This is a genomic window from Pseudomonas sp. BGI-2 (assembly GCF_004310295.1).
In the GTDB taxonomy this organism is placed as follows: Bacteria; Pseudomonadota; Gammaproteobacteria; order Pseudomonadales; family Pseudomonadaceae; genus Aquipseudomonas.
Window position 1 is genome coordinate 25,316 of the sequence record NZ_SISB01000003.1, and the last position, 18,466, is coordinate 43,781.

13 protein-coding genes and 2 pseudogenes are annotated in these 18,466 nt (G+C 57.5%); 7 read left to right on the plus strand and 8 right to left on the minus strand.

Annotation, left to right across the window (positions count from 1 at the left end; genetic code table 11):
* Nucleotides 1-130: 130 nt before the first annotated feature.
* Both EYC95_RS02595 and EYC95_RS02600 read right to left on the minus strand, forming a co-directional pair.
* Nucleotides 131-1,267: a BsuBI/PstI family type II restriction endonuclease gene (locus EYC95_RS02595; protein WP_256656901.1), complete on the minus strand. Its 1,137-nt coding sequence runs from the start codon at nucleotides 1,265-1,267 to the stop codon at nucleotides 131-133.
* Complete coding sequence (locus EYC95_RS02600) at nucleotides 1,221-3,014, minus strand: class I SAM-dependent DNA methyltransferase (RefSeq protein WP_131058972.1); 1,794 nt, start codon at nucleotides 3,012-3,014, stop codon at nucleotides 1,221-1,223. Before EYC95_RS02600 ends, EYC95_RS02595 begins: the two co-directional genes overlap by 47 nt.
* Nucleotides 3,015-3,447: 433 nt before the next feature.
* Between EYC95_RS02600 and EYC95_RS30960 the strand changes: the two genes are divergently transcribed.
* The 4 genes from EYC95_RS30960 to EYC95_RS02620 are packed head-to-tail and all read left to right on the plus strand — an operon-like array spanning nucleotide 3,448 to nucleotide 6,289.
* Nucleotides 3,448-3,825, plus strand: coding sequence for a transposase (locus EYC95_RS30960; protein WP_165557417.1), 378 nt, complete (start codon nucleotides 3,448-3,450; stop codon nucleotides 3,823-3,825).
* Entirely contained in the window at nucleotides 3,822-4,166 is a 345-nt protein-coding gene (tnpB, locus tag EYC95_RS02610; RefSeq protein WP_131058974.1) for an IS66 family insertion sequence element accessory protein TnpB, read from the plus strand. The genes EYC95_RS30960 and tnpB overlap by 4 nt, the downstream gene beginning before the upstream one ends.
* Before the next feature lie 35 nt (nucleotides 4,167-4,201).
* Nucleotides 4,202-5,707 carry an IS66 family transposase gene (locus EYC95_RS02615; RefSeq protein WP_131058975.1) on the plus strand — a complete coding sequence of 502 codons (1,506 nt, stop codon included), beginning with the start codon at nucleotides 4,202-4,204 and terminating at the stop codon, nucleotides 5,705-5,707.
* A 3-nt stretch (nucleotides 5,708-5,710) separates the two neighbouring features.
* On the plus strand, nucleotides 5,711-6,289 hold the full coding sequence (locus tag EYC95_RS02620) for a plasmid pRiA4b ORF-3 family protein (protein ID WP_131058976.1): 579 nt from the start codon (nucleotides 5,711-5,713) through the stop codon (nucleotides 6,287-6,289).
* A 32-nt stretch (nucleotides 6,290-6,321) separates the two neighbouring features.
* Here the strand turns inward: EYC95_RS02620 and EYC95_RS02625 are convergent.
* A pseudogene (locus EYC95_RS02625) lies at nucleotides 6,322-6,504 on the minus strand (hypothetical protein); the annotation flags it as partial.
* Nucleotides 6,505-6,649: 145 nt separating this feature from the next.
* Nucleotides 6,650-6,823, minus strand: a pseudogene (locus tag EYC95_RS30450) (transcriptional regulator); the annotation flags it as partial.
* Nucleotides 6,824-7,029: 206 nt separating this feature from the next.
* Between EYC95_RS30450 and EYC95_RS02635 the strand changes: the two are divergent.
* Together EYC95_RS02635 and EYC95_RS02640 are read left to right on the plus strand one after the other, a co-directional pair.
* Nucleotides 7,030-9,993, plus strand: a complete 2,964-nt coding sequence (locus EYC95_RS02635; RefSeq protein ID WP_131058977.1) for an autotransporter domain-containing protein — start codon at nucleotides 7,030-7,032, stop codon at nucleotides 9,991-9,993.
* 199 nt (nucleotides 9,994-10,192) lie between these two features.
* Entirely contained in the window at nucleotides 10,193-12,589 is a 2,397-nt protein-coding gene (locus EYC95_RS02640) for an autotransporter domain-containing protein (RefSeq protein WP_131058978.1), read from the plus strand.
* Between the two features lie 133 nt (nucleotides 12,590-12,722).
* Here the strand turns inward: EYC95_RS02640 and oadA are convergent, their stop codons facing one another.
* Nucleotides 12,723-14,531 (minus strand): sodium-extruding oxaloacetate decarboxylase subunit alpha, encoded by a 1,809-nt coding sequence (oadA, locus tag EYC95_RS02645; protein ID WP_131058979.1) that lies wholly within the window; start codon nucleotides 14,529-14,531, stop codon nucleotides 12,723-12,725.
* Nucleotides 14,532-14,542: 11 nt separating this feature from the next.
* Nucleotides 14,543-15,958, minus strand: coding sequence for an acetyl-CoA carboxylase biotin carboxylase subunit (locus EYC95_RS02650; RefSeq protein WP_008156643.1), 1,416 nt, complete (start codon nucleotides 15,956-15,958; stop codon nucleotides 14,543-14,545).
* Nucleotides 15,959-16,148: 190 nt separating this feature from the next.
* On the opposite strand from EYC95_RS02650, the gene EYC95_RS02655 reads away from it, so the two are divergent.
* Nucleotides 16,149-17,111, plus strand: a complete 963-nt coding sequence (locus EYC95_RS02655) for a LysR family transcriptional regulator (protein ID WP_131058980.1) — start codon at nucleotides 16,149-16,151, stop codon at nucleotides 17,109-17,111.
* On the opposite strand, the gene EYC95_RS02660 is transcribed toward EYC95_RS02655, so the two are convergent.
* Both EYC95_RS02660 and hexR read right to left on the minus strand, forming a co-directional pair.
* Nucleotides 17,053-17,262 carry a PA3496 family putative envelope integrity protein gene (locus EYC95_RS02660; RefSeq protein WP_131058981.1) on the minus strand — a complete coding sequence of 70 codons (210 nt, stop codon included), beginning with the start codon at nucleotides 17,260-17,262 and terminating at the stop codon, nucleotides 17,053-17,055. The two genes, EYC95_RS02655 and EYC95_RS02660, sit on opposite strands and share 59 nt — an antisense overlap.
* Nucleotides 17,263-17,460: 198 nt before the next feature.
* Nucleotides 17,461-18,327, minus strand: coding sequence for a transcriptional regulator HexR (gene hexR, locus EYC95_RS02665; protein WP_008027445.1), 867 nt, complete (start codon nucleotides 18,325-18,327; stop codon nucleotides 17,461-17,463).
* Nucleotides 18,328-18,466 lie beyond the last annotated feature (139 nt).

An 18,466-nucleotide genomic window follows, 5' to 3' on the forward strand; every position in this document is an offset into this window, starting at 1 on the left:
TGAACGCCTATAAATCCGTAGGGGCGAGGCTTTCCCGCGAGGCATTTAATGCGTTGACGCACCGCTAAACCCAGAAACTCAACGCATCCAATGCGTTACAGCCATCAAATAAAAAATGATGGCCTAAAGGTTACGTTGGCTCAACAAGTACGTTCAGACTCGAAAGTCGACTCACACCGTTTTGTAGCAACACAAGATTTTCGGGTTCAGACATGAACCATGTAAAGGATCCCCAAGCCAAACCTGTTACTGTTTTTTTGAATCCCGCTCCTTCTCTGTCTGCATAAGCGGTCACAAAAGCAATTTGTGAGCGACTAAACCCGCCTTTGTCAGCAATCGCGTACAGCGCTTCCTGCCTACGAGGCGTAATCGCGCCGTCAGTTGCGACAACCTCAACAAATACAATCAATGGTTCGACCGGAGCAAGGTCAACCAGAATCAAGTCTGGAAGATTTTTCTGTGTTTCTATGTCGAGACCGATCATTGATGAGAGTTTAAGATCAGGATGGGCTACCTTATTTCCTGACTCACTTAGCCAAATAACGCCTGGACGCTCTAGAAACTTGGCTGCAAACACTTCAACAACCGCTTTTGAGATGTCGGAACTAGGCCCTGACGCTAGCCGACGAGTTTCTCCATTCGGGAAACTTACAAGGACTCCTTCCTTTCCCGCAGTACCTGCCCGCATAAGGGATACACGTGCTCTAGCGCTGCGTGAGAGGTGTTTTTCCTGCCACATCAAGATAGCGGCGTTCAAGTCCTCTCCTACCAGGGCAGGATCGAGAAGAGCCGCAAGCTCAGCCTTGAGTGCATAGCGAGGAACACCCGATGTCGTAGGTACATCTGCTAATTCAAGTACCGCGCCAACGACTAATAAACCTTCCCGCAAAGTTTCGTCACGAATAGGCTCACGGGTATTGTCTGCATACCAACGCCTACCAGGGACCTGGAAAGATTTTTTCCGCAAATTCGTGCGGTAATTCAACCGAGCAGTCTCGCAGCAGTCTTCTGCCTGCATATCTGTCATTCGGTAGACGTGTACCGGTCCAAGCCAGACATCCGCACCTTCGACTGCTCCGATGTAAAGCATGGCGAAAACTGTACTTGCCGCCAACTCACGTGTGCAATAAGAACGGTTAGGCGTTCCCTCTGGAAAAATCAGAGGTAGCCTTTCAGATATCAACGCCCGTGAGACATAAGGTGGTAACACTATTTCTTCCTTAGAAAAGCATGGAGCAGGCGGCTTCGATGGACTCTTTTGAACCACCGGATTCAACCAGCCTCGTTAACTCCTTCAAGGCCGTGGGTGCGGGCAATGGCAATGACTCTAGCTCGTAAGCTGAAACAGCCACTGAGCCACTAACGCAGCGAAACGCACGATCAGCCGCGCCACTATTAAGAAAAGCAGCAAGCACTGAAGCCTTAATTTTCGGAGCGTCAGTGATGGGTCTAACCATATTGATGTGGTTCTCGATAACAACTCCACCGTGTGACTGCAAAAACGCAAGGGGCAAAGCTGTCGCAATAAGGCGACGGTTCTGCTCTTTTGCAGTGGTTCGCTGCAAGAGAACACATGGTTTGGTTGTTACTAACCACTGATCAGATGGTTTCAGCTCAAAATACGGAGCGTGGTTCTTTTTTTCTGCCCTGAAAATGAATTCGCCATCAGCCGTAATGGCTTCAGCCCAAATTAGCGGCAGTCGGTTGCTGCCCGGTTGATAGGTCAATTGTGATTTATGACGATTCCAGACCAATGGACCAGTGCTGACGCCGTAACCCCAGTCAGCAAGACGGAAAGGCATATCAACAAGCGTCGCTACGAGTTCAGTTTGGTTTGAGTTTCTGGGCAGCAACCATGGCAGGGTGAGATCTTTCGGAAGTGTGATCGAGCCCGTTTTTATGGCTTCGACAACACCACCGGACGAGGTAATTTCAGAAATCGCTACCGGAACTGCCTCACCTGCTCTGCGATAGGTGGTTAGCGCCATTTCCTGAAGCACATCATCAAAAACACCTTTGCGCGCTGCAACAAAGTCGATCGCAATTGGAGGTGCTTCACGGCCTATCAACGCACGGAGGTTTTTGAAATACCCTCCGGCGAGGAAAGAAGTCGGAGTGACATAAGCGATCAATCCACCGGGCTTGGTCTGGCGAATAGCAAAATCAGTGAACAAGCCATACAAATTGGCATGTCCATACAGTGAGCGCTTGTATAGCTCTCGAGTCTCGACATCTAGCTTGGCTCTACCATATGGGGGATTCCCAATGACCAAATCAAACCCATCTTTGATTGGGCTATGTCGCAAAGAATCACAAACGGTCACCATGACTGGGAGCCGCAGACCTGAGGGGCTGCTAATTGGCAACAACACAGCGTCTAGTGCAACTTGGCTCAACCAGGCACCGAATGGATCAATCTCAAAACCATGCAAACGGTTTCCGATGCTCTGCATCAGAAGCTTTGGACTGCAATGCGCAAGCGTTTTCATGATTCGCTGCGCGATGGGCGCAAGGAACGCACCACCGCCGCACGCCGGGTCCAGAACACGACATTTCGCCCAATCAACGTTAGCCGATGTAGCTTGATCGATGAGCCTGGCAGTCAAAGCGGGCGGAGTATAAAAAATTCCATACTCACCACGATGCTCCACAGGAAGCATGCTGGTATACGTAAGACCGATTTGGTAAGCAGCAGTCTCTGAATCGAACTTAGCTGCTGCCGAACCAATCTGCTCCGCAAGAAAACTGGCGGAGTTAATGAGTGTCGAAGTCTCAAATGCAGAGATGGGTGCTCGAAGCTCTTGAGGAACTGCCTCTTGCTCGGTGAGACCTCGCCACCAAGCTTCGATTACCCGAACACCAAAGGTTCTGGCAAAGACAAGCTGATTTTCTGCGGGGATGGTGTTCGCCATCGCTCGGGCCATTGCCCGAACCGCCTTCAATGACTGAACAGGAGCCTCCAAAGAGAAAGGACTAGCCTGCTCAGCAAATGTGATTTGCGCCTCTTTTGCCATACACCCCCCATTGCGGGTCGCGATTCTACCTTGCTTTGAAGGTCTAGGCGTCCCGCCCATCGCTGTTACGCGATGTTGCGTTAAAAAAATATACTCAACAATTGGCAATTGATCGGACCACAAAAATGAGCACAAATAGAAAGCAACAAAGCTGTATGAATATACAGCCTTGTTAGCTCAATGCTAGCGCTTCGGCTAAGCGGTTATGCCGATTGATCCACCAATATTTAAGTGGAGCGGCTAGAGGGGTGGCGCACCAGGCCCAGATTTTCGATCAAGACTCCAGCCTCACGCATCCAACGCGTCGCAGCCGTCCTGAACCAAAATATGAGCAGCGTTGGCGAAGTGTTCGTAACCGTCCGCCCAGCACCCACTCCTGACAACCACCCAAATTAGCCAAGATAGTGTCCACCATTTTTTAGTGGACACTATCTTGGATACAATTGCCCCCGCCCGTCGAACCGGTCGCCGTCCCAACTTCCCGTTGGACTTCAAACGCCAAGTCGTCGAGGCCACGCTCCAGCCGGGCGCCTCCGTGTCGTTGATCGCTCGTGAGCATGACGTCAATGCCAACCTGGTGTTTCGCTGGCGGCACCAGTATCAGGAAGGGGCATTCGGCCCGGTTAACCAGATTGCAACGTTTTTGCCTGTCCAGGTGATCGAGGCGTCGACGGATGTCTCGCAAGCCGCCCGGCCGCAACTCGAGTTTCATTCCGAGCTGGTTGTTGAAGTGGGTAAAGCCACGCTACGCATCACTGGCACGCCTGACCCGCAGACGATGCAACTCGTCTTGCAGCAGTTACTGCGATGATTGCCCCGCCCGCTGGAACCCGTATCTGGATCGCCGCCGGCTTCACCGACATGCGTCGTGGCTTCGACGGCTTAGCGGCACTGGTGCAGACTCAGCTTGAAGCCGACCCGTTCTCCGGCCAGATCTTCGCTTTTCGCGGACGGCGCGGTGATCGGATCAAGCTGTTGTGGTGGGATGGCGACGGGTTGTGCCTGTTTTGCAAACGGCTGGAACAAGGACGCTTTGTCTGGCCGCAAGCAACCAATGGCAGCGTGTCGCTGACGGCCGTGCAGTTGTCGATGCTGTTTGAAGGCATTGATTGGCGTAGGCCAATTCGTACCGCGCCTGTCATCGCGGTCTGACTTGCGGCGCTGAATAACCCCGGTAACATTCGGGCATGACTTCCATGACCGACTCCCTGCCGAACGATCTTCAGGCCTTGAAGGCTCTGGTCGCTGCCCAGCGTGCAGAGATTGAGCGCTTGAAGATGATGATCGCCAAGCTGCGTCGCACGCAGTTCGGTCGTAGCTCCGAGCAACTGGACGCGATGATCGACCAGCTCCAACTGAGTCTTGAAGAGTTGCAAGTCAGCCAGACTGAACTGACACCGCCAACCGAACCGCCATCTCGCCCTGTCTCTCGGCGCAAGCCATTACCTGAACACCTGCCACGCGAGATCCACGTCCATCAGCCCGAGTCGCAATGCCCGGGCTGCGGTGAGGCGCTTCGCCATTTGGGTGAGGACGTGGCTGAAGTGCTGGAGTACGTCCCGGCGCGTTTCAAGGTGATTCGCCATGTCCGCCCCAAGCTGGTCTGCCGCTGCTGCGAGCACATCGCCCAGGTGCCGGCGCCGAGTCGCCCGATAGCTCGAGGCCTCGCTGGCCCGGGGTTATTGGCCCATGTACTGGTCTCCAAGTTTGTCGATCATCTTCCGCTGTATCGGCAATCCGAGATTTACGCCCGCGAGGGCGTAGATCTGGAGCGCTCAACCCTGGCCGACTGGGTCGGCCAGAGCAGCCAATTGCTCCGACCTCTGATCAACGCCCTCGAGCGCTATGTCATGAGCGGCCATAAAGTTCATGCCGACGACACGCCGATTGGCGTACTCGCGCCAGGCAACGGCAAAACCAAAACAGCTCGGTTGTGGACGTACGTGCGGGACGACCGACCTGCCGGTTACACGACGCCAGCGGCTGTATGGTTTGCTTACTCGCCGGATCGCAAGGGGCAACATCCGCGCGCTCACCTCAAGGGCTTCAGCGGGATCTTGCAGGCTGACGGCTACGCCGGTTTTGCTCAGCTGTATGCCTTGGGCACCATTCAGGAAGCTGCGTGCTGGGCTCACGCCCGGCGTAAGTTTTACGATGTCTACAAAGACCAGGCCTCGCCGCTTGCAGCCGAGGCGCTGCAACGGATTGCGGCCCTGTATGCCATTGAAAGCGAGATTCGCGGGCAACCACCCGATCAACGAAGAGCCGTTCGACAAAGCCGGGCAAGTCCGCTGCTTGAACAATTAAACGCTTGGCTCAACCAGACGCTGACTCAACTGTCGAAGAAATCGGCATTGGGCGGTGCGATCCTCTATGCCCTCAACCGTTGGCAGGCGCTGACGCGCTACTGCGATGACGGCCGGATCGAAATCGACAACAATGCCGCCGAACGCGCGCTGCGCGCCGTAGCGTTGGGTCGCAAGAATTACCTGTTTGTCGGTTCCGATGCCGGCGGAGAACGAGCGGCTGCGATTTACAGCCTGGTGGGTTCGGCCAAACTCAACGACCTGAACCCGCAAGCCTATTTGACACACGTGCTGGAGCGCATCGCCGACCACCCGATCAATCGGGTTGACGAACTGCTGCCCTGGAACGTTTCTCTCACACTTACAGAACTCTGCGAGGCTGCCTGATCCATGGCTAAAAATGTTCGTTTGCTAAAGCCCGAGCCTGATTTGTTGCTACTGCACATTGAGTTGAAGTGGATTGAACCTGCCATCTGGCGCCGCGTGGCGGTGCCCGAAAACATCACCTTGGGCAAGTTGCACGCGGTGATCCAGATCGCGATGGGCTGGCACGATGACCATCTGCATGAGTTTGAAATAGCCGGTGAGAATTACGGTATTCCCGACTCCGATGGGTGGGGGCCTCCCGTGAACTCGGAGACTCGCAAGACTCTGATCAAAGCGTTGAACGGGAAAAGGACATTCCGCTACGTCTATGACTTTGGCGACGGCTGGGATCACCGGATCAAAGTCGGAAAGAGATTGCCCGATGTGGCATGCCCTCAGGTGCCGTATTGCGTCGACGGTGCCAATGCTTGCCCGCCGGAAGACATCGGCGGTTGGCCGGGCTATGCCGAATTCCTTGAAGTGATGGCAGATCCCAACCACCCAGAGCATGAAGATATGCTGGAGTGGCATGGCGATAACTTCGATCCAACGGTTTTTGAGTGTGAGCGCGTCAATCAGCGGTTAAAGGGGATTAAGGTTTGAGATGCAAGGCGGTGTAGTTCGGACGCTTACAAGTGTTCCAAGTCATGGCCTTCCACATCCTTTACACACAAACACGTGATGCTGTTGAGCAGATTGCGCGCAGCTTTGATTCGGTGTGTAGCGGTTTCAAGAAGGTCAGAGGCTTTGGCCTCCGTGTCGATGAACAACGTCGGGGCGACACTGAAGTTGACTTGAAGCGGGTGGTATTTGGACATGGGGTTTCTCTCTTGAATTAAGAGCTCCCACCGTTCGCGGGTAAGCAAATTTAGGTGGCAGCTGTACGCGGGTTAGCCGACCGGACAAGAGAATTCCGGCACACCCGGAGGTGTCCCACGCACAGCCGCCCTAGACGTAAAAAGTGTGTACCAACGCACGCACTGAAATTTTGCACATTTTCGCGAATGGGCTCTGCTTCAATCCCGTTACCTCTACTCGCAAACGACGAACCGCTTGATGAGTAGTAAGCGAGCCATTGGCAAGATCTTCGAGGATGCTTTCGAGCAGAAGCGTCCTTTCCTGAACTGTCATCGTTATCCGTCACTCCACACATTCAATGAGCATCTCGATGTGCAAAATAGTGCATCCTGACCCCAGAAAACGCCCCGTATGCGCATTAAACTGCGTAAAAATGTGTTGGATTAACGAACAAACGCAAAAGATTGCACATAGTCCAAATACATCATTCTGTAAAAACCCTCCGCTATACAAGACGGCCCGCTTATAACAAAAAGGCCGTCCACATGCCCTCCTCGCCCCAGCGCCTGGCACTCAGCATCGCGTTATTGATCAGCACCGGCGCCCATGCCGCCCCGTTCAAAAATGTGCAAATCACCACGCCGACCACCACCGCGCAAACCCTCGGCGGTGGTGACACTCTGACGATCTCGGCGCCAGGCAGCATCACCAACGCTGGCAAGACAGTGAGCCTGAAAGACAGCACCAGCGGTGCGGGGGTGGTAATCGATAACTCGGGCAAGATCATCTCGACCGGCGGCCGGGTGATCGACAGCAGCGGCGACCTGACTCAGGCTCGCAACTACAGCATTTATAACCGCGCGGGCGGGCAGATCCTTGGCTTTAATGACGCGCTGCGCATCGACAGCAACTTCGCCAGCGGCAGTCTGCTGATCGACAACAGCGGCATCATCCGCTCCACCACCGGCCAAGGGCTGGACCTGGATGCGCTGCGCAGTGCGGGAGTCAAAACCACGATCATCAACCGCGCGGGCGGGTTGATTCGCGGGGACGCCAGCGATGGCATGAAAACCGGCGCCAACGCGACGATCACCAATTATGGCGAGATCTCTACCGGCGATTCTCACAACGCCGATGAGAAGTTCGACGGTATCGACATCGACACCGCGACCGGCGTGACGGTGACTAACTACGGCAGCATTTCCGGCGGCCGCCACGGCATTACCACCGACCTCGGCGCGACACTGACCAACTACGGTCAAATCACCGGTCGCAATGGCTCGGGTTTCGGCTCCGATGGCGACGGCACAGTGATCAATCACGGCACTATTACCGGTGCCTATTCGGGCCTGCAACCCAACGGCGACGGCGATGGCGTGGACATCGACAAGCTCGCCCACATCGAAAACTACGGCACCATTCAGGGTGTCGGCGCCGGCGGTGTCGACAAGGGTGGTTTCGCCAACGGCAGTGAAGGCATCGCGTTGGGCGGCGGCTATGTGTTGAACGCCAGCGGAGCGCTGATCAGCGGCGCCAACAGTGCCATTTGGGTGGACGACGGCAGCGGCGGAGCAGGCGTGGCCGCGACTACGCTGGAAAACTTCGGCACCATTCAAGGCCTCGACGGTTTCGGCGTGAAGTTCGTCGGCGGGTTCGATGACAGCGTGTTCAACGGCGGCACGATCAGCGGCAGCAACGGCCTGGCACTGGATTTGGGCGGCGGCAACGACAACCTGACCTTGCGCAACGGTAGTCGCTTCGTCGGTGTGGTCGACGGCGGCAGCGGCTACGATCGCGTGGTGATGGACGACACGGCGGGCGGCGGTTTCGGCGCGAGTCGCAACTTCGAATGGCTGGAGGTCAAGCAAGGTGCCTGGACGTTGACCGGCAGCGGTGATTTCATCGACGGCGGCGCGGTGCGTAACGGTGCGACGCTGATCAACCAGGGTGGTATTGCCGGGAATCTGACCGTCGATGCGGGTGGTGTGTATGCCGGAGGCGGTTCGGTAGGCAATTTGCAGGTCAACGGGACTTTGCGGACCAATACTCAACTTGGCACGGCGACCATCACCCACGATTTAACCATGGGCAGCGGTTCAACCCTGGCCTACGGCGTCAACGCCGATGGCAGCAGCGCACCGATCAAGGTCGGCGGCGTAGCCAACCTGAACGGCTCGACCCTGGCGGTGAACCCCGGCAGCGGCACCTATCCATGGCAGAGCCATTACACGGTGCTGCAAGCCGCGAGCATCAACGGCACCTTCGGCAAGGTCACCAGCGACTACGCGTTCCTCACGCCGACCCTCGCTTACACCCCGACCCAAGTCGACCTGACCTATACGCGCAACGATGTTGCCTTCAACCAACTTGCGATTACGGGTAACGGCAGCAATGCGGCCAACAGCCTGGCCTCGATGGGCAAAAACAACGCGCTCTACAACGCACTGCTCAACACCACCAGTGCCACGGCCGGTAATGCGATCGAGCAACTCGCCGGCGCCAGCAACGCCAACCTGACCAGCGCCACCCTCGGCGCCAGCAGCCAGATCGGCGGCAGCATGCTGTCGGCGATGCAGCAAATGGGTGGCGGTTCAGGATTGCTGGTTGGCCTGGATCAGCGGGACACCCCGGTGCTCGCCGCCACTGGCGTTCCGTCCGCAGCGCGCAACCTCAACGACCCGAATGCCCAGGGTCGACTCTGGCTGCACGCCATCGGCGGCTACGGCAAGCTCGATGGCGAGCATGGCTGCAGCGGTCTGGAACAGCGCACCAAGGGCAGCGTGCTCGGGGCCGACTGGGCGCTCAACCCGCAATGGCGCCTGGGCGTGCTCGGCGGTTACTCGAAGACGGATCTGGATGCCACGGGGGTCGATGGCAACGTCGAGAGCTGGCACGCCGGCGTTTATGCCTTGCGCCAAAGCGGCCCCTTCGCTTTGCGTCTCGGCGCCGCGTACAGCGGCCACCAAGGTGAAAGCAAACGCACCGTCGCCTTCAACGGTTTCAGCGACCGACCAAAAGGCGATTACGACGCCGACAGCCAACAGGCCTTCGCCGAATTGGGCTACGCAATGGGTAGCGGCCGTCTCAGCGCCGAACCGTTTGCCAACCTCGGCTACCAGCGTTATCACCGCGACAGCTACCAGGAAAAAGGGGGCGCCGCAGCACTTCAGGTCGACAAACAAACCCAGGACAACTTCAGCAGCACCTTCGGCCTGCGTCTGGCGCACCTGAATTCGCTGGAGAACGGCATGAGCCTGACGCCGCGTATGACCGCTGGCTGGAAGCACGCGTATGGCGATGTCAGCAGCTCGACGCGTCAGGCATTTGTGGTCGGCGGCACGGCGTTCAGCGTCGACGGCAGTTCGCTGGATCGTGACAGTCTGGTGCTGGAGGCCGGGCTGGATCTGGGCATTTCGGCGCGGCATTCGGTGGGGGTGGGTTACAGCGGGGAGATTGGGAGTAACAGCCGCAATCATGGGGTGATTGGGCAGTGGCAGATGAGTTTTTGAGTTTGTGATAGCAGGCGGCGTCTTGAATAGTTGTAAGAAAGGTCTTTCGCTTGGGCGGCCAAAAATCCTCTCGATCAAGCGAGCGGCTATTTTCTACACAACTATCTGACACCGCCCGCAAACGCGTCGGAACCGGCTGACATCGGCACAGAAACGCGCACTTTAGAGTTTGACCTTCAGTTAAATGAGGTCAAACCTGATGCCCGTTCAACACAAATTCCGCCCACAACACCTGGCGCTGGCCGTTGCGCTTGCGATAGGTTGCACCGAAATCTCACTTGCCCAACAGATCTCTGCCGAGACCATCGCGCCTGCGGCTGAAACACCGGATCAGCTCATAGCGGCTCTTGAAGCATTCATTATCGACCCCGACACCATCGAGATCCCGATCAGCAAGGTAGCGGATGGTGTTAATCGGAAACTTGGTGATGGGAATGATCTGGTCATTGTCTCTGGTCGCGGAAGAATCACCGGAATAATTGACGGTGGTGACGGTACCAACTTCATGCAACTCGACACTCCGAGTGGTGGCACGTTAGGCAAGAGTCACCGCTTCGCAGGTTTGGAGCTCAAACGAAGTATTTGGACCTTGAATGGTTCCGGTGACTTCGATATCGGTGTCCTGATCCGCCCCAATGCAACGCTAATCAATGATGGACATATCGAGGGAGGCGCGCTGGCCCAAGGTACTCTTGTCAACACTGGTCAGATTGGCGGCGGTGTGACTGTGCAATCAGGAGGCATCCTGAAAAACTCGGGGGATATTCGAGGTGACGTTGTTATTGACGAAAATGGTGTATTGGCTGGCAATGGTTTAGTCGGTGCTCTACAGGTAAACGGGAAGTTCTCCGCAGACAAAATGCACGGTGCCCCAAAAGTATCAGGTGACTTAACGCTTTCGAAAACTGCCGTACTGACCTACGAGGTCGATGCCGATCGCAAAAGTGAAGCGATATTAGTCAGTGGCACCGCCAGTCTTGGTAACGCCACGCTGAACATCGTTGCAGCCCCCGGTGACTACCCGGTGATCAGCGAAAACACCATCCTTATTGCCAATAACGTCGAAGGTGAATTTGGGAAAGTTCTCAACAACCTTGCCTTTTTAACGCCTAAGCTCGACTACTCAGATAAGAAAGTTGACCTGATCTTCATCCGTAACGATGTGCCTATCGAGAGTGTCGCGATCAGCGAGAACGGAAAGCAATTCGCTCAAAACATCGAAGAGCCGAAGGACATACCACAGGAACTGGCCTCAGCTGCAAATTCGCTACCTGCCCCTGAAAACCTGAATCAAACGACAGGTACCGACACTTCCGCTACCTCCACCACGCCAACCGCTTCTGCCGATATACCCCTGACAGCTTCTGTTCCATCCACCACCGCCGATTCGCCGGAGCCCGCCACCGCCTCCATACCAGCAGCTCCCGCCGATACACCCTCGACAGCCTCTATTCCATCCACCACCACTGACGCGCCCGCGCCCGCCACCACCTCAATTCCCTCAACAGCGACCAATCCCGTCGCCACAGCACCAAAACCAACAACCTCCGCAAATGCCGCTGTCAAAGCCCTGCTCGGTAGTGACAAAGTGACTGCCTCCTACGCAATCGAACAGCTTGCCGGCGGCAACAACGCCAACCTCGCCAAGGCAACCCTGAATAGCGACAGCCCGGTCAGCGCCACCCTGCTCTCGGCCATGCGCCAACTGGACAGCGCCAGCGGCTACAACAAACGCGGTAACCGAACCAACGCACCACGCCTGGCCGCCGGCAGCGAAGACAATGGCAGGGTCTGGCTGCAAGCCTTGGGGCACGGCGGAACGCTGGATCGCCACCACGACGCTCTGCAAACGTCCACAAAGGGTCTCGTTCTGGGTGCGGATTGGAGCGTCGATGATCAATGGCGCATAGGTGTGATGGGCGGCAAGTCAGACACTCGGCTGGACAGCCGCGAACTCGACGGCGATCTCGACAGTTGGCACTTGGGCGCCTACGCCCTGCGCCAGAGCGGCCCCATGTCGTTGCGTCTGGGCGCGACCTACAGCAATCACGACGGCAGCACTAAACGTCGAGTTGCCTTCAACGGTTTCAGCGACCGTCCCGAAGGCCGTTACGATGCCAGCACCCAGCAAGCCTTTGCAGAAGTGGGTTACAACTTCGGGCGAGCCAATGTCAGCATCGAACCGTTTGCCAGCCTTGGCTACCAACGCTATCAGCGCGACGGGTACACGGAAAAAGGTGGCGCGGCAGCGTTGAAAGTCCACGGCCAAACCCAAAACAACCTCAACAGCACATTCGGTCTGCGACTGGCGAAGATCAATACGCTGGATAACGGCATGCAACTGACACCGCGGTTCAGTGCTGGCTGGAAACACACCTACGGAGATATCGACAGCGACACCCGTCAGCGATTGGTAACGGGCGGGAAAAACTTTACCGTTTCCGGTGCGCCGCTGGATCGAGACAGCCTGCTGGTTGATGCAGGGCTGGACCTTGGCTTGTCAGCGAAACATACGCTGGGTGTCGGCCTGAATGGTGAGATCGGCACTGACAGTCGAAACCATGGAGTAACGGGTCAGTGGCGAATGGCGTTCTGATCACTGACTGAAACGGCGCAGTCCCTGTGGGAGCGAGCAGGCTCGCTCCCACATTTGCCATGCGGAACTCGGGACAAAAAAAGGGGAGCACATGCCCCCCCGAGGTTTAAAGCGGTGTATCGAGGCTGTTAATTCAGCCTTCGATCTCGATCAGGATTTCGCCCGGGTTCACCCGGTCGCCCTTGGCCACATGGATGGCGGTGACTTTGCCGGCGATGGCTGCCTGGACTTCGGTTTCCATCTTCATCGCTTCGGTGATCAGCACGGCTTGCCCTGCTTTCACGGTGTCGCCTTCCTTGACCAGCACGTCGACGATGTTGCCCGGCATGGTGGTGCTGACGTGGCCTGGCGCCGTGGCTTGCTTGCGCTTGCTGCTGCCGCCGCTGACGAACTCGTTGAGCGGTTCGAACACCACTTCTTCCGGCATGCCGTCGATGGACAGGTAGAAGTGGCGTTTGCCTTCCGCCTTGACGCCGACACCGGTGATGTCGACGCGGTAGGTTTCACCGTGGACGTCGATGACGAATTCGGTTGGTACGCCTTCGCCACCGGCCGAGGCTACACCGCCCGCCTCGGGAATCGGCAGCAGCACTTCTGGCGTCAGGGTGCCGGCAGCGCGTTCTTCTAGGAATTTGCGGCCGATGTCCGGGAACATGGCGTAGGTCAGCACGTCTTCTTCAGACTTGGCCACAGCGCCGATTTCGGCACGCAACTTGGTCATTTCCGGCTTGAGCAAGTCGGCCGGGCGGACGTCGATCACTTCTTCGCTGCCGATCGCCTGACGGCGCAGTTTCTCGTTCACGGTGCCCGGTGCTTTGCCGTAGCCACCTTGCAGGTAGAGCTTCACTTCGTTGGTGATGGTCTTGTAGCGCTCGCCGGCCAGCACGTTAAAAAACGCCTGGGTGCCGACGATTTGCGAGGTAGGGGTCACCAGCGGCGGGAAACCGAGGTCTTCACGAACCCGCGGGATTTCGGCCAGCACTTCCGCCATGCGGTTCAGTGCACCCTGCTCTTTCAGCTGGTTAGCCAGGTTGGAAATCATCCCGCCCGGCACCTGGTTGACTTGCACGCGGGTGTCAACGGCGGTGAATTCGCTTTCGAACTGGTGGTACTTCTTGCGCACGGCGTAGAAATACAGGCCGATCTCTTGCAGCAATTCCAGGTTCAGGCCGGTGTCGAATTCACTGCCTTTAAGGGCGGCGACCATCGACTCGGTGCCAGGGTGGCTGGTGCCCGAGGCGAAGCTGGAGATCGCGGTGTCGATGTGATCAGCGCCGTTTTCGATGGCCTTGAGCTGGCACATGGTCGCCATGCCAGAGGTATCGTGGGAGTGAATGAACACGGGCAGCGACTGCTCGGCTTTCAATGCCCTCACCAGTTCGCCAGTGGCGTATGGCGTCAGCAGGCCAGCCATGTCCTTGATCGCCACCGAGTCGCAACCCATAGCTTCCATTTGCTTGGCTTGCGCGACGAATGCGTCGATGGTGTGCACCGGGCTGGTGGTGTACGCGATGGTGCCTTGGGCATGTTTGCCCGCTGCTTTCACGGCTTCTATGGCGACGCGCAGGTTACGCACGTCGTTCATGGCATCGAAGATGCGGAACACGTCGATGCCGTTGACCGCAGCCTTGGCGACGAAAGCTCTGACCACGTCATCGCTGTAGTGGCGGTAGCCCAGCAGGTTCTGGCCACGCAGGAGCATTTGCAGGCGTGTGTTAGGCAGCGCCGCGCGCAGCTGGCGCAAGCGCTCCCACGGGTCTTCTTTCAGAAAGCGTACGCAGGCGTCGAAGGTCGCGCCGCCCCAGACTTCCAGCGACCAGTAGCCGACTTTGTCGAGCTTGTCGCAGATCGGCAGCATGTCTTCGGTGCGCATGCGGGTGGCGAGCAGCGATTGGTGGGCGTCGCGCAGGATTGTGTCGGTAACGTGGATTTTTTTGCTCATTGTTCTATTCCTCACAGGCCTGCGTGGGCGGCGATGGCGGCGGCGATGGCCAGGGCCAGCTCTTCGGGTTTGCGCTTGATCGAGTAGTTGGTCAGTTCAGGGTGGCTTTCAACGAAGCTGGTGTTGAACTGGCCGCTACGGAATTCCGGGTTACGCAGGATTTCCTGGTAGTACGCGGCGGTGGTCTTGACCCCTTGCAGACGCATGTCGTCGAGGGCGCGCAAGCCACGGTCCATTGCCTCTTCCCAGGTCAGCGCCCAGACCACCAGTTTCAGGCACATGGAGTCGTAGAACGGCGGAATGGTGTAGCCGGTGTAGATCGCCGTGTCGGTGCGCACGCCGGGGCCGCCGGGCGCGTAATAACGGGTGATCTTGCCAAAGCTCGGCAGGAAGTTGTTTTTCGGGTCTTCGGCGTTGATCCGGAATTGCAGCGCGAAACCGCGGTGCTGGATGTCTTCCTGTTTCACCGAAAGCGGCAGACCGGAGGCGATGCGAATCTGCTCGCGAACGATGTCGATGCCAGTGATTTCTTCGGTGATGGTGTGTTCCACCTGCACCCGGGTGTTCATCTCCATGAAGTACACCTCGCCCTCGGCGAGCAGGAACTCCACGGTGCCGGCGTTCTCGTAACCCACGGCTTTGGCTGCGCGCACCGACAGGTCGCCGATGTAGGCGCGCTGTTCCGGGGTCAGTTGCGGGCTCGGTGCAATTTCGATGAGCTTCTGGTTACGGCGCTGGATCGAGCAGTCACGCTCGAACAGGTGCACCACGTTGCCAAAGCTGTCGCCGAGGATCTGCGCTTCGATGTGTTTTGGATTGACGATGCATTTTTCCAGGAACACTTCCGCGGAACCGAAGGCCTTGGTGGCTTCGGAAATGACTCGCGGGAAGGCTTGTTCGAGTTCTTCTCGGCTGTCGCAGCGACGGATACCCCGGCCGCCACCACCGGAGGTGGCCTTGAGCATGACCGGATAACCGATGCGGTCGCCTTCAATCAAGGCTTCAGCGATGTCCGCCACGTTGCCTTCGGTCCCTGGCGTGACCGGCACGCCGGCCTTGATCATGCTGCGACGTGCTTCAGTCTTGTCGCCCATGCGGCGGATGACTTCAGCCGATGGACCAATGAATTTGATGCCGCGTTCAGCGCAGATATCTGCCAGCTCGGCGTTTTCCGAGAGGAAACCGTAGCCGGGATGCAACGCATCGCAACCGGTTTCTACCGCCAGATTCACCAGCTTGCGCGCATTCAGGTAGCCGGCCAGTGGCTCGGCACCGATGCTGTGGGCCTCGTCCGCACGCTTCACATGCAGCGCATGGCGGTCGGCGTCGGAATAGATCGCGACCGAGCGAATGCCCATCTCGGCGCAGGCACGTACGATTCGTACGGCAATCTCACCACGGTTGGCGATCAGGATCTTTTTTATCACTTGGAGGTTCCCTTGAGCCGGTGGTACCCACGACCTGCTAGACCAGGTATACGCGTGACCAAATGTTTCGATTCAGTCGCAGCCCCACACTAGCCCTCACAAGGGATTAACAAAAATGATTAATTATTGGGTCAGCCATAAGTAAAGACTTATAGTTGACGCATCAGCCCGCGGTGAGAGCGTCTATAAAATGCGTAAGTCCTTGATGCGTATGACATTGCGTCAATTACAGATCTTCAATGAGGTCTGTGATTTGCGGTCCTACAGCCGCGCAGCCGATGAAATGTCTCTCACACAACCTGCCGTGAGCCTACAGATTCGTCAACTTGAAGAGCTGATTGGTCAGCCTTTGTTCGATTACGTCGGCAAAAAACTCTACATGACCGAGGCTGCCGAAGCACTACAGCGTGCCAGTCGAGATATCTTCGGGCGCCTGGAAAACCTCGACATGCAGCTCTCGGACATGCAGGGATCGTTGCAGGGCCAGCTGAAACTGGCGGTGGAATCCAGTGCCAAATATTTCGTCCCGCACCTGTTCGCTGCGTTCAAGCGTCAGCATCCAGAGGTGAATTTACAACTGACGGTGGTCAACCGAGGGCAGGTGATCCGTCGACTGTCTGATAACCGCGACGACTTGGTGATCATGTCGATGGTGCCGCAGGACATGGGCCTGGAATTCCTGCCATTCCTGAACAACCCGATCGTTGCCGTCGCGCCGCCGGACCATCCGCTGTGCCACATGGGGCCGCTGCGCTTGCAGGACCTTGAACCGTACACACTGCTGCTGCGCGAGCCCGGTTCCGGTACGCGAATGGCTTGTGAGGAGTATTTTAAAGAGAAGCGCGTGCACTTCAACCAGACCCAGGAGGTTGCCTCGGCCGAAGCCCAGCGTGAATGTGTACTGGCGGGTCTGGGCGTCGCGCTCCTGACGCGCCACGCCCTGAACCTTGAGTTGGCGACCGGTGGATTGATCGAGTTACCGGTCGAAGAACTGCCGCTGTATCGCAGCTGGTGCCTGGTGCAAGCCAAGGCGAAACGGCTGTCGCCGGTGGCCCACGCATTCCTTGCGTTTATCCGCAGCGAGCGGGTGCAGATCAGCGCGCTGGTTGAGCGTTTCGACGGGAAGTTGCGGGAGCTGCCTGCCAGTAGTTGAGCTCGAGCTCAGGGAAATCACCGATCTCGGCCTGCAGCTGGCGGCGTTCGCAGCGATCTTCGATGGCGCGGCGAAATTCCATGCGGCGCTGATCTTCTTGCTGACGACGGGTTTTGGCGGCGCTGTTGCGTTCTTCGTAGGGCTGGGCCATTTCGAGTCTCCCAAGGCGATTACGGGAGTTTCAAGATAGGCGCGAGGGATGACGGTTTGGCGGCTTGTGCGTTACAGAGAGATGAATGTTGCCGTATTTGAGGGCGCGAGCAGGCTCGCTCCCACATTGGATCGCGGTCAAGTGTGGGAGCGAGACCGGCTTGCCGGCGATTAAGGTCGGAACGACCTTACGACGACGTCAGTCGTCGAGGGCTTTCACCGACTTGGGCGACAGCCGCAAGCTGCGCAGGCTGCGTTTGACGCTCTTGAGGTGGTTGACCAGGCTCGGCCCGCGTGCCATGGCCACGCCCATCGCCAACACGTCGATCACCACCAGGTGAGCGATACGCGAGGTCAGCGGAGTGTAGATTTCAGTGTCTTCGTGCACATCGATCGCCAGGTTGACGGTCGACAGTTCGGCCAACGGCGTCTGGCTCGGGCACAAGGTGATCAGCGAGGCGCCACTCTCGCGAACAAGGTTAGCCGTGATCAGCAAATCCTTGGAGCGCCCGGACTGGGAAATGCAGATCGCCACATCGGTCGGTTTCAAGGTGACCGCCGACATCGCCTGCATGTGCGGGTCAGAATACGCCGCCGCGGTCAGCAGCAAACGGAAGAACTTGTGCTGGGCATCCGCCGCCACCGCGCCCGAGGCACCAAAGCCATAGAACTCGACGCGCTGGGCCTGGGACATGAGCGACACAGCCCTTTGCAACTCCACCGGATCGAGCTTCTCGCGAACTTCCATCAGGGTGTGCAGGGTGGTATCGAAGATTTTCAGGCTGTAGTCGGCGACCGAATCGTCTTCATGAATCGCAAACTGGCCGAAGCTCGCGCCTGCCGCGAGGCTCTGCGCCAGCTTCAGCTTCAAGTCCTGGAAACCGGAACAACCGATGGCACGGCAGAAGCGCACGATGGTCGGCTCACTGATGCCCACGCTATGGGCCAGGTCGGCCATGGAGCTGTGCATCACCGCCGCAGGATCAAGCAGCACGTGGTCGGCGACCTTGAGCTCCGACTTGCGTAAGAGGTGGCGTGACTGGGCGATGTGTTGCAGCAGATTCAAAGGGCTGGACTCTTTGTTATTGGCAGGTGCCGGAGATGTAGCAAGCTTGTAGTTATACTACATGAATCGGCTTTTTGCCTGCTCAATGCGTAACTCGATGTCCCCATTCCACGCCACATGCGCTCCATGTAGCACTGCG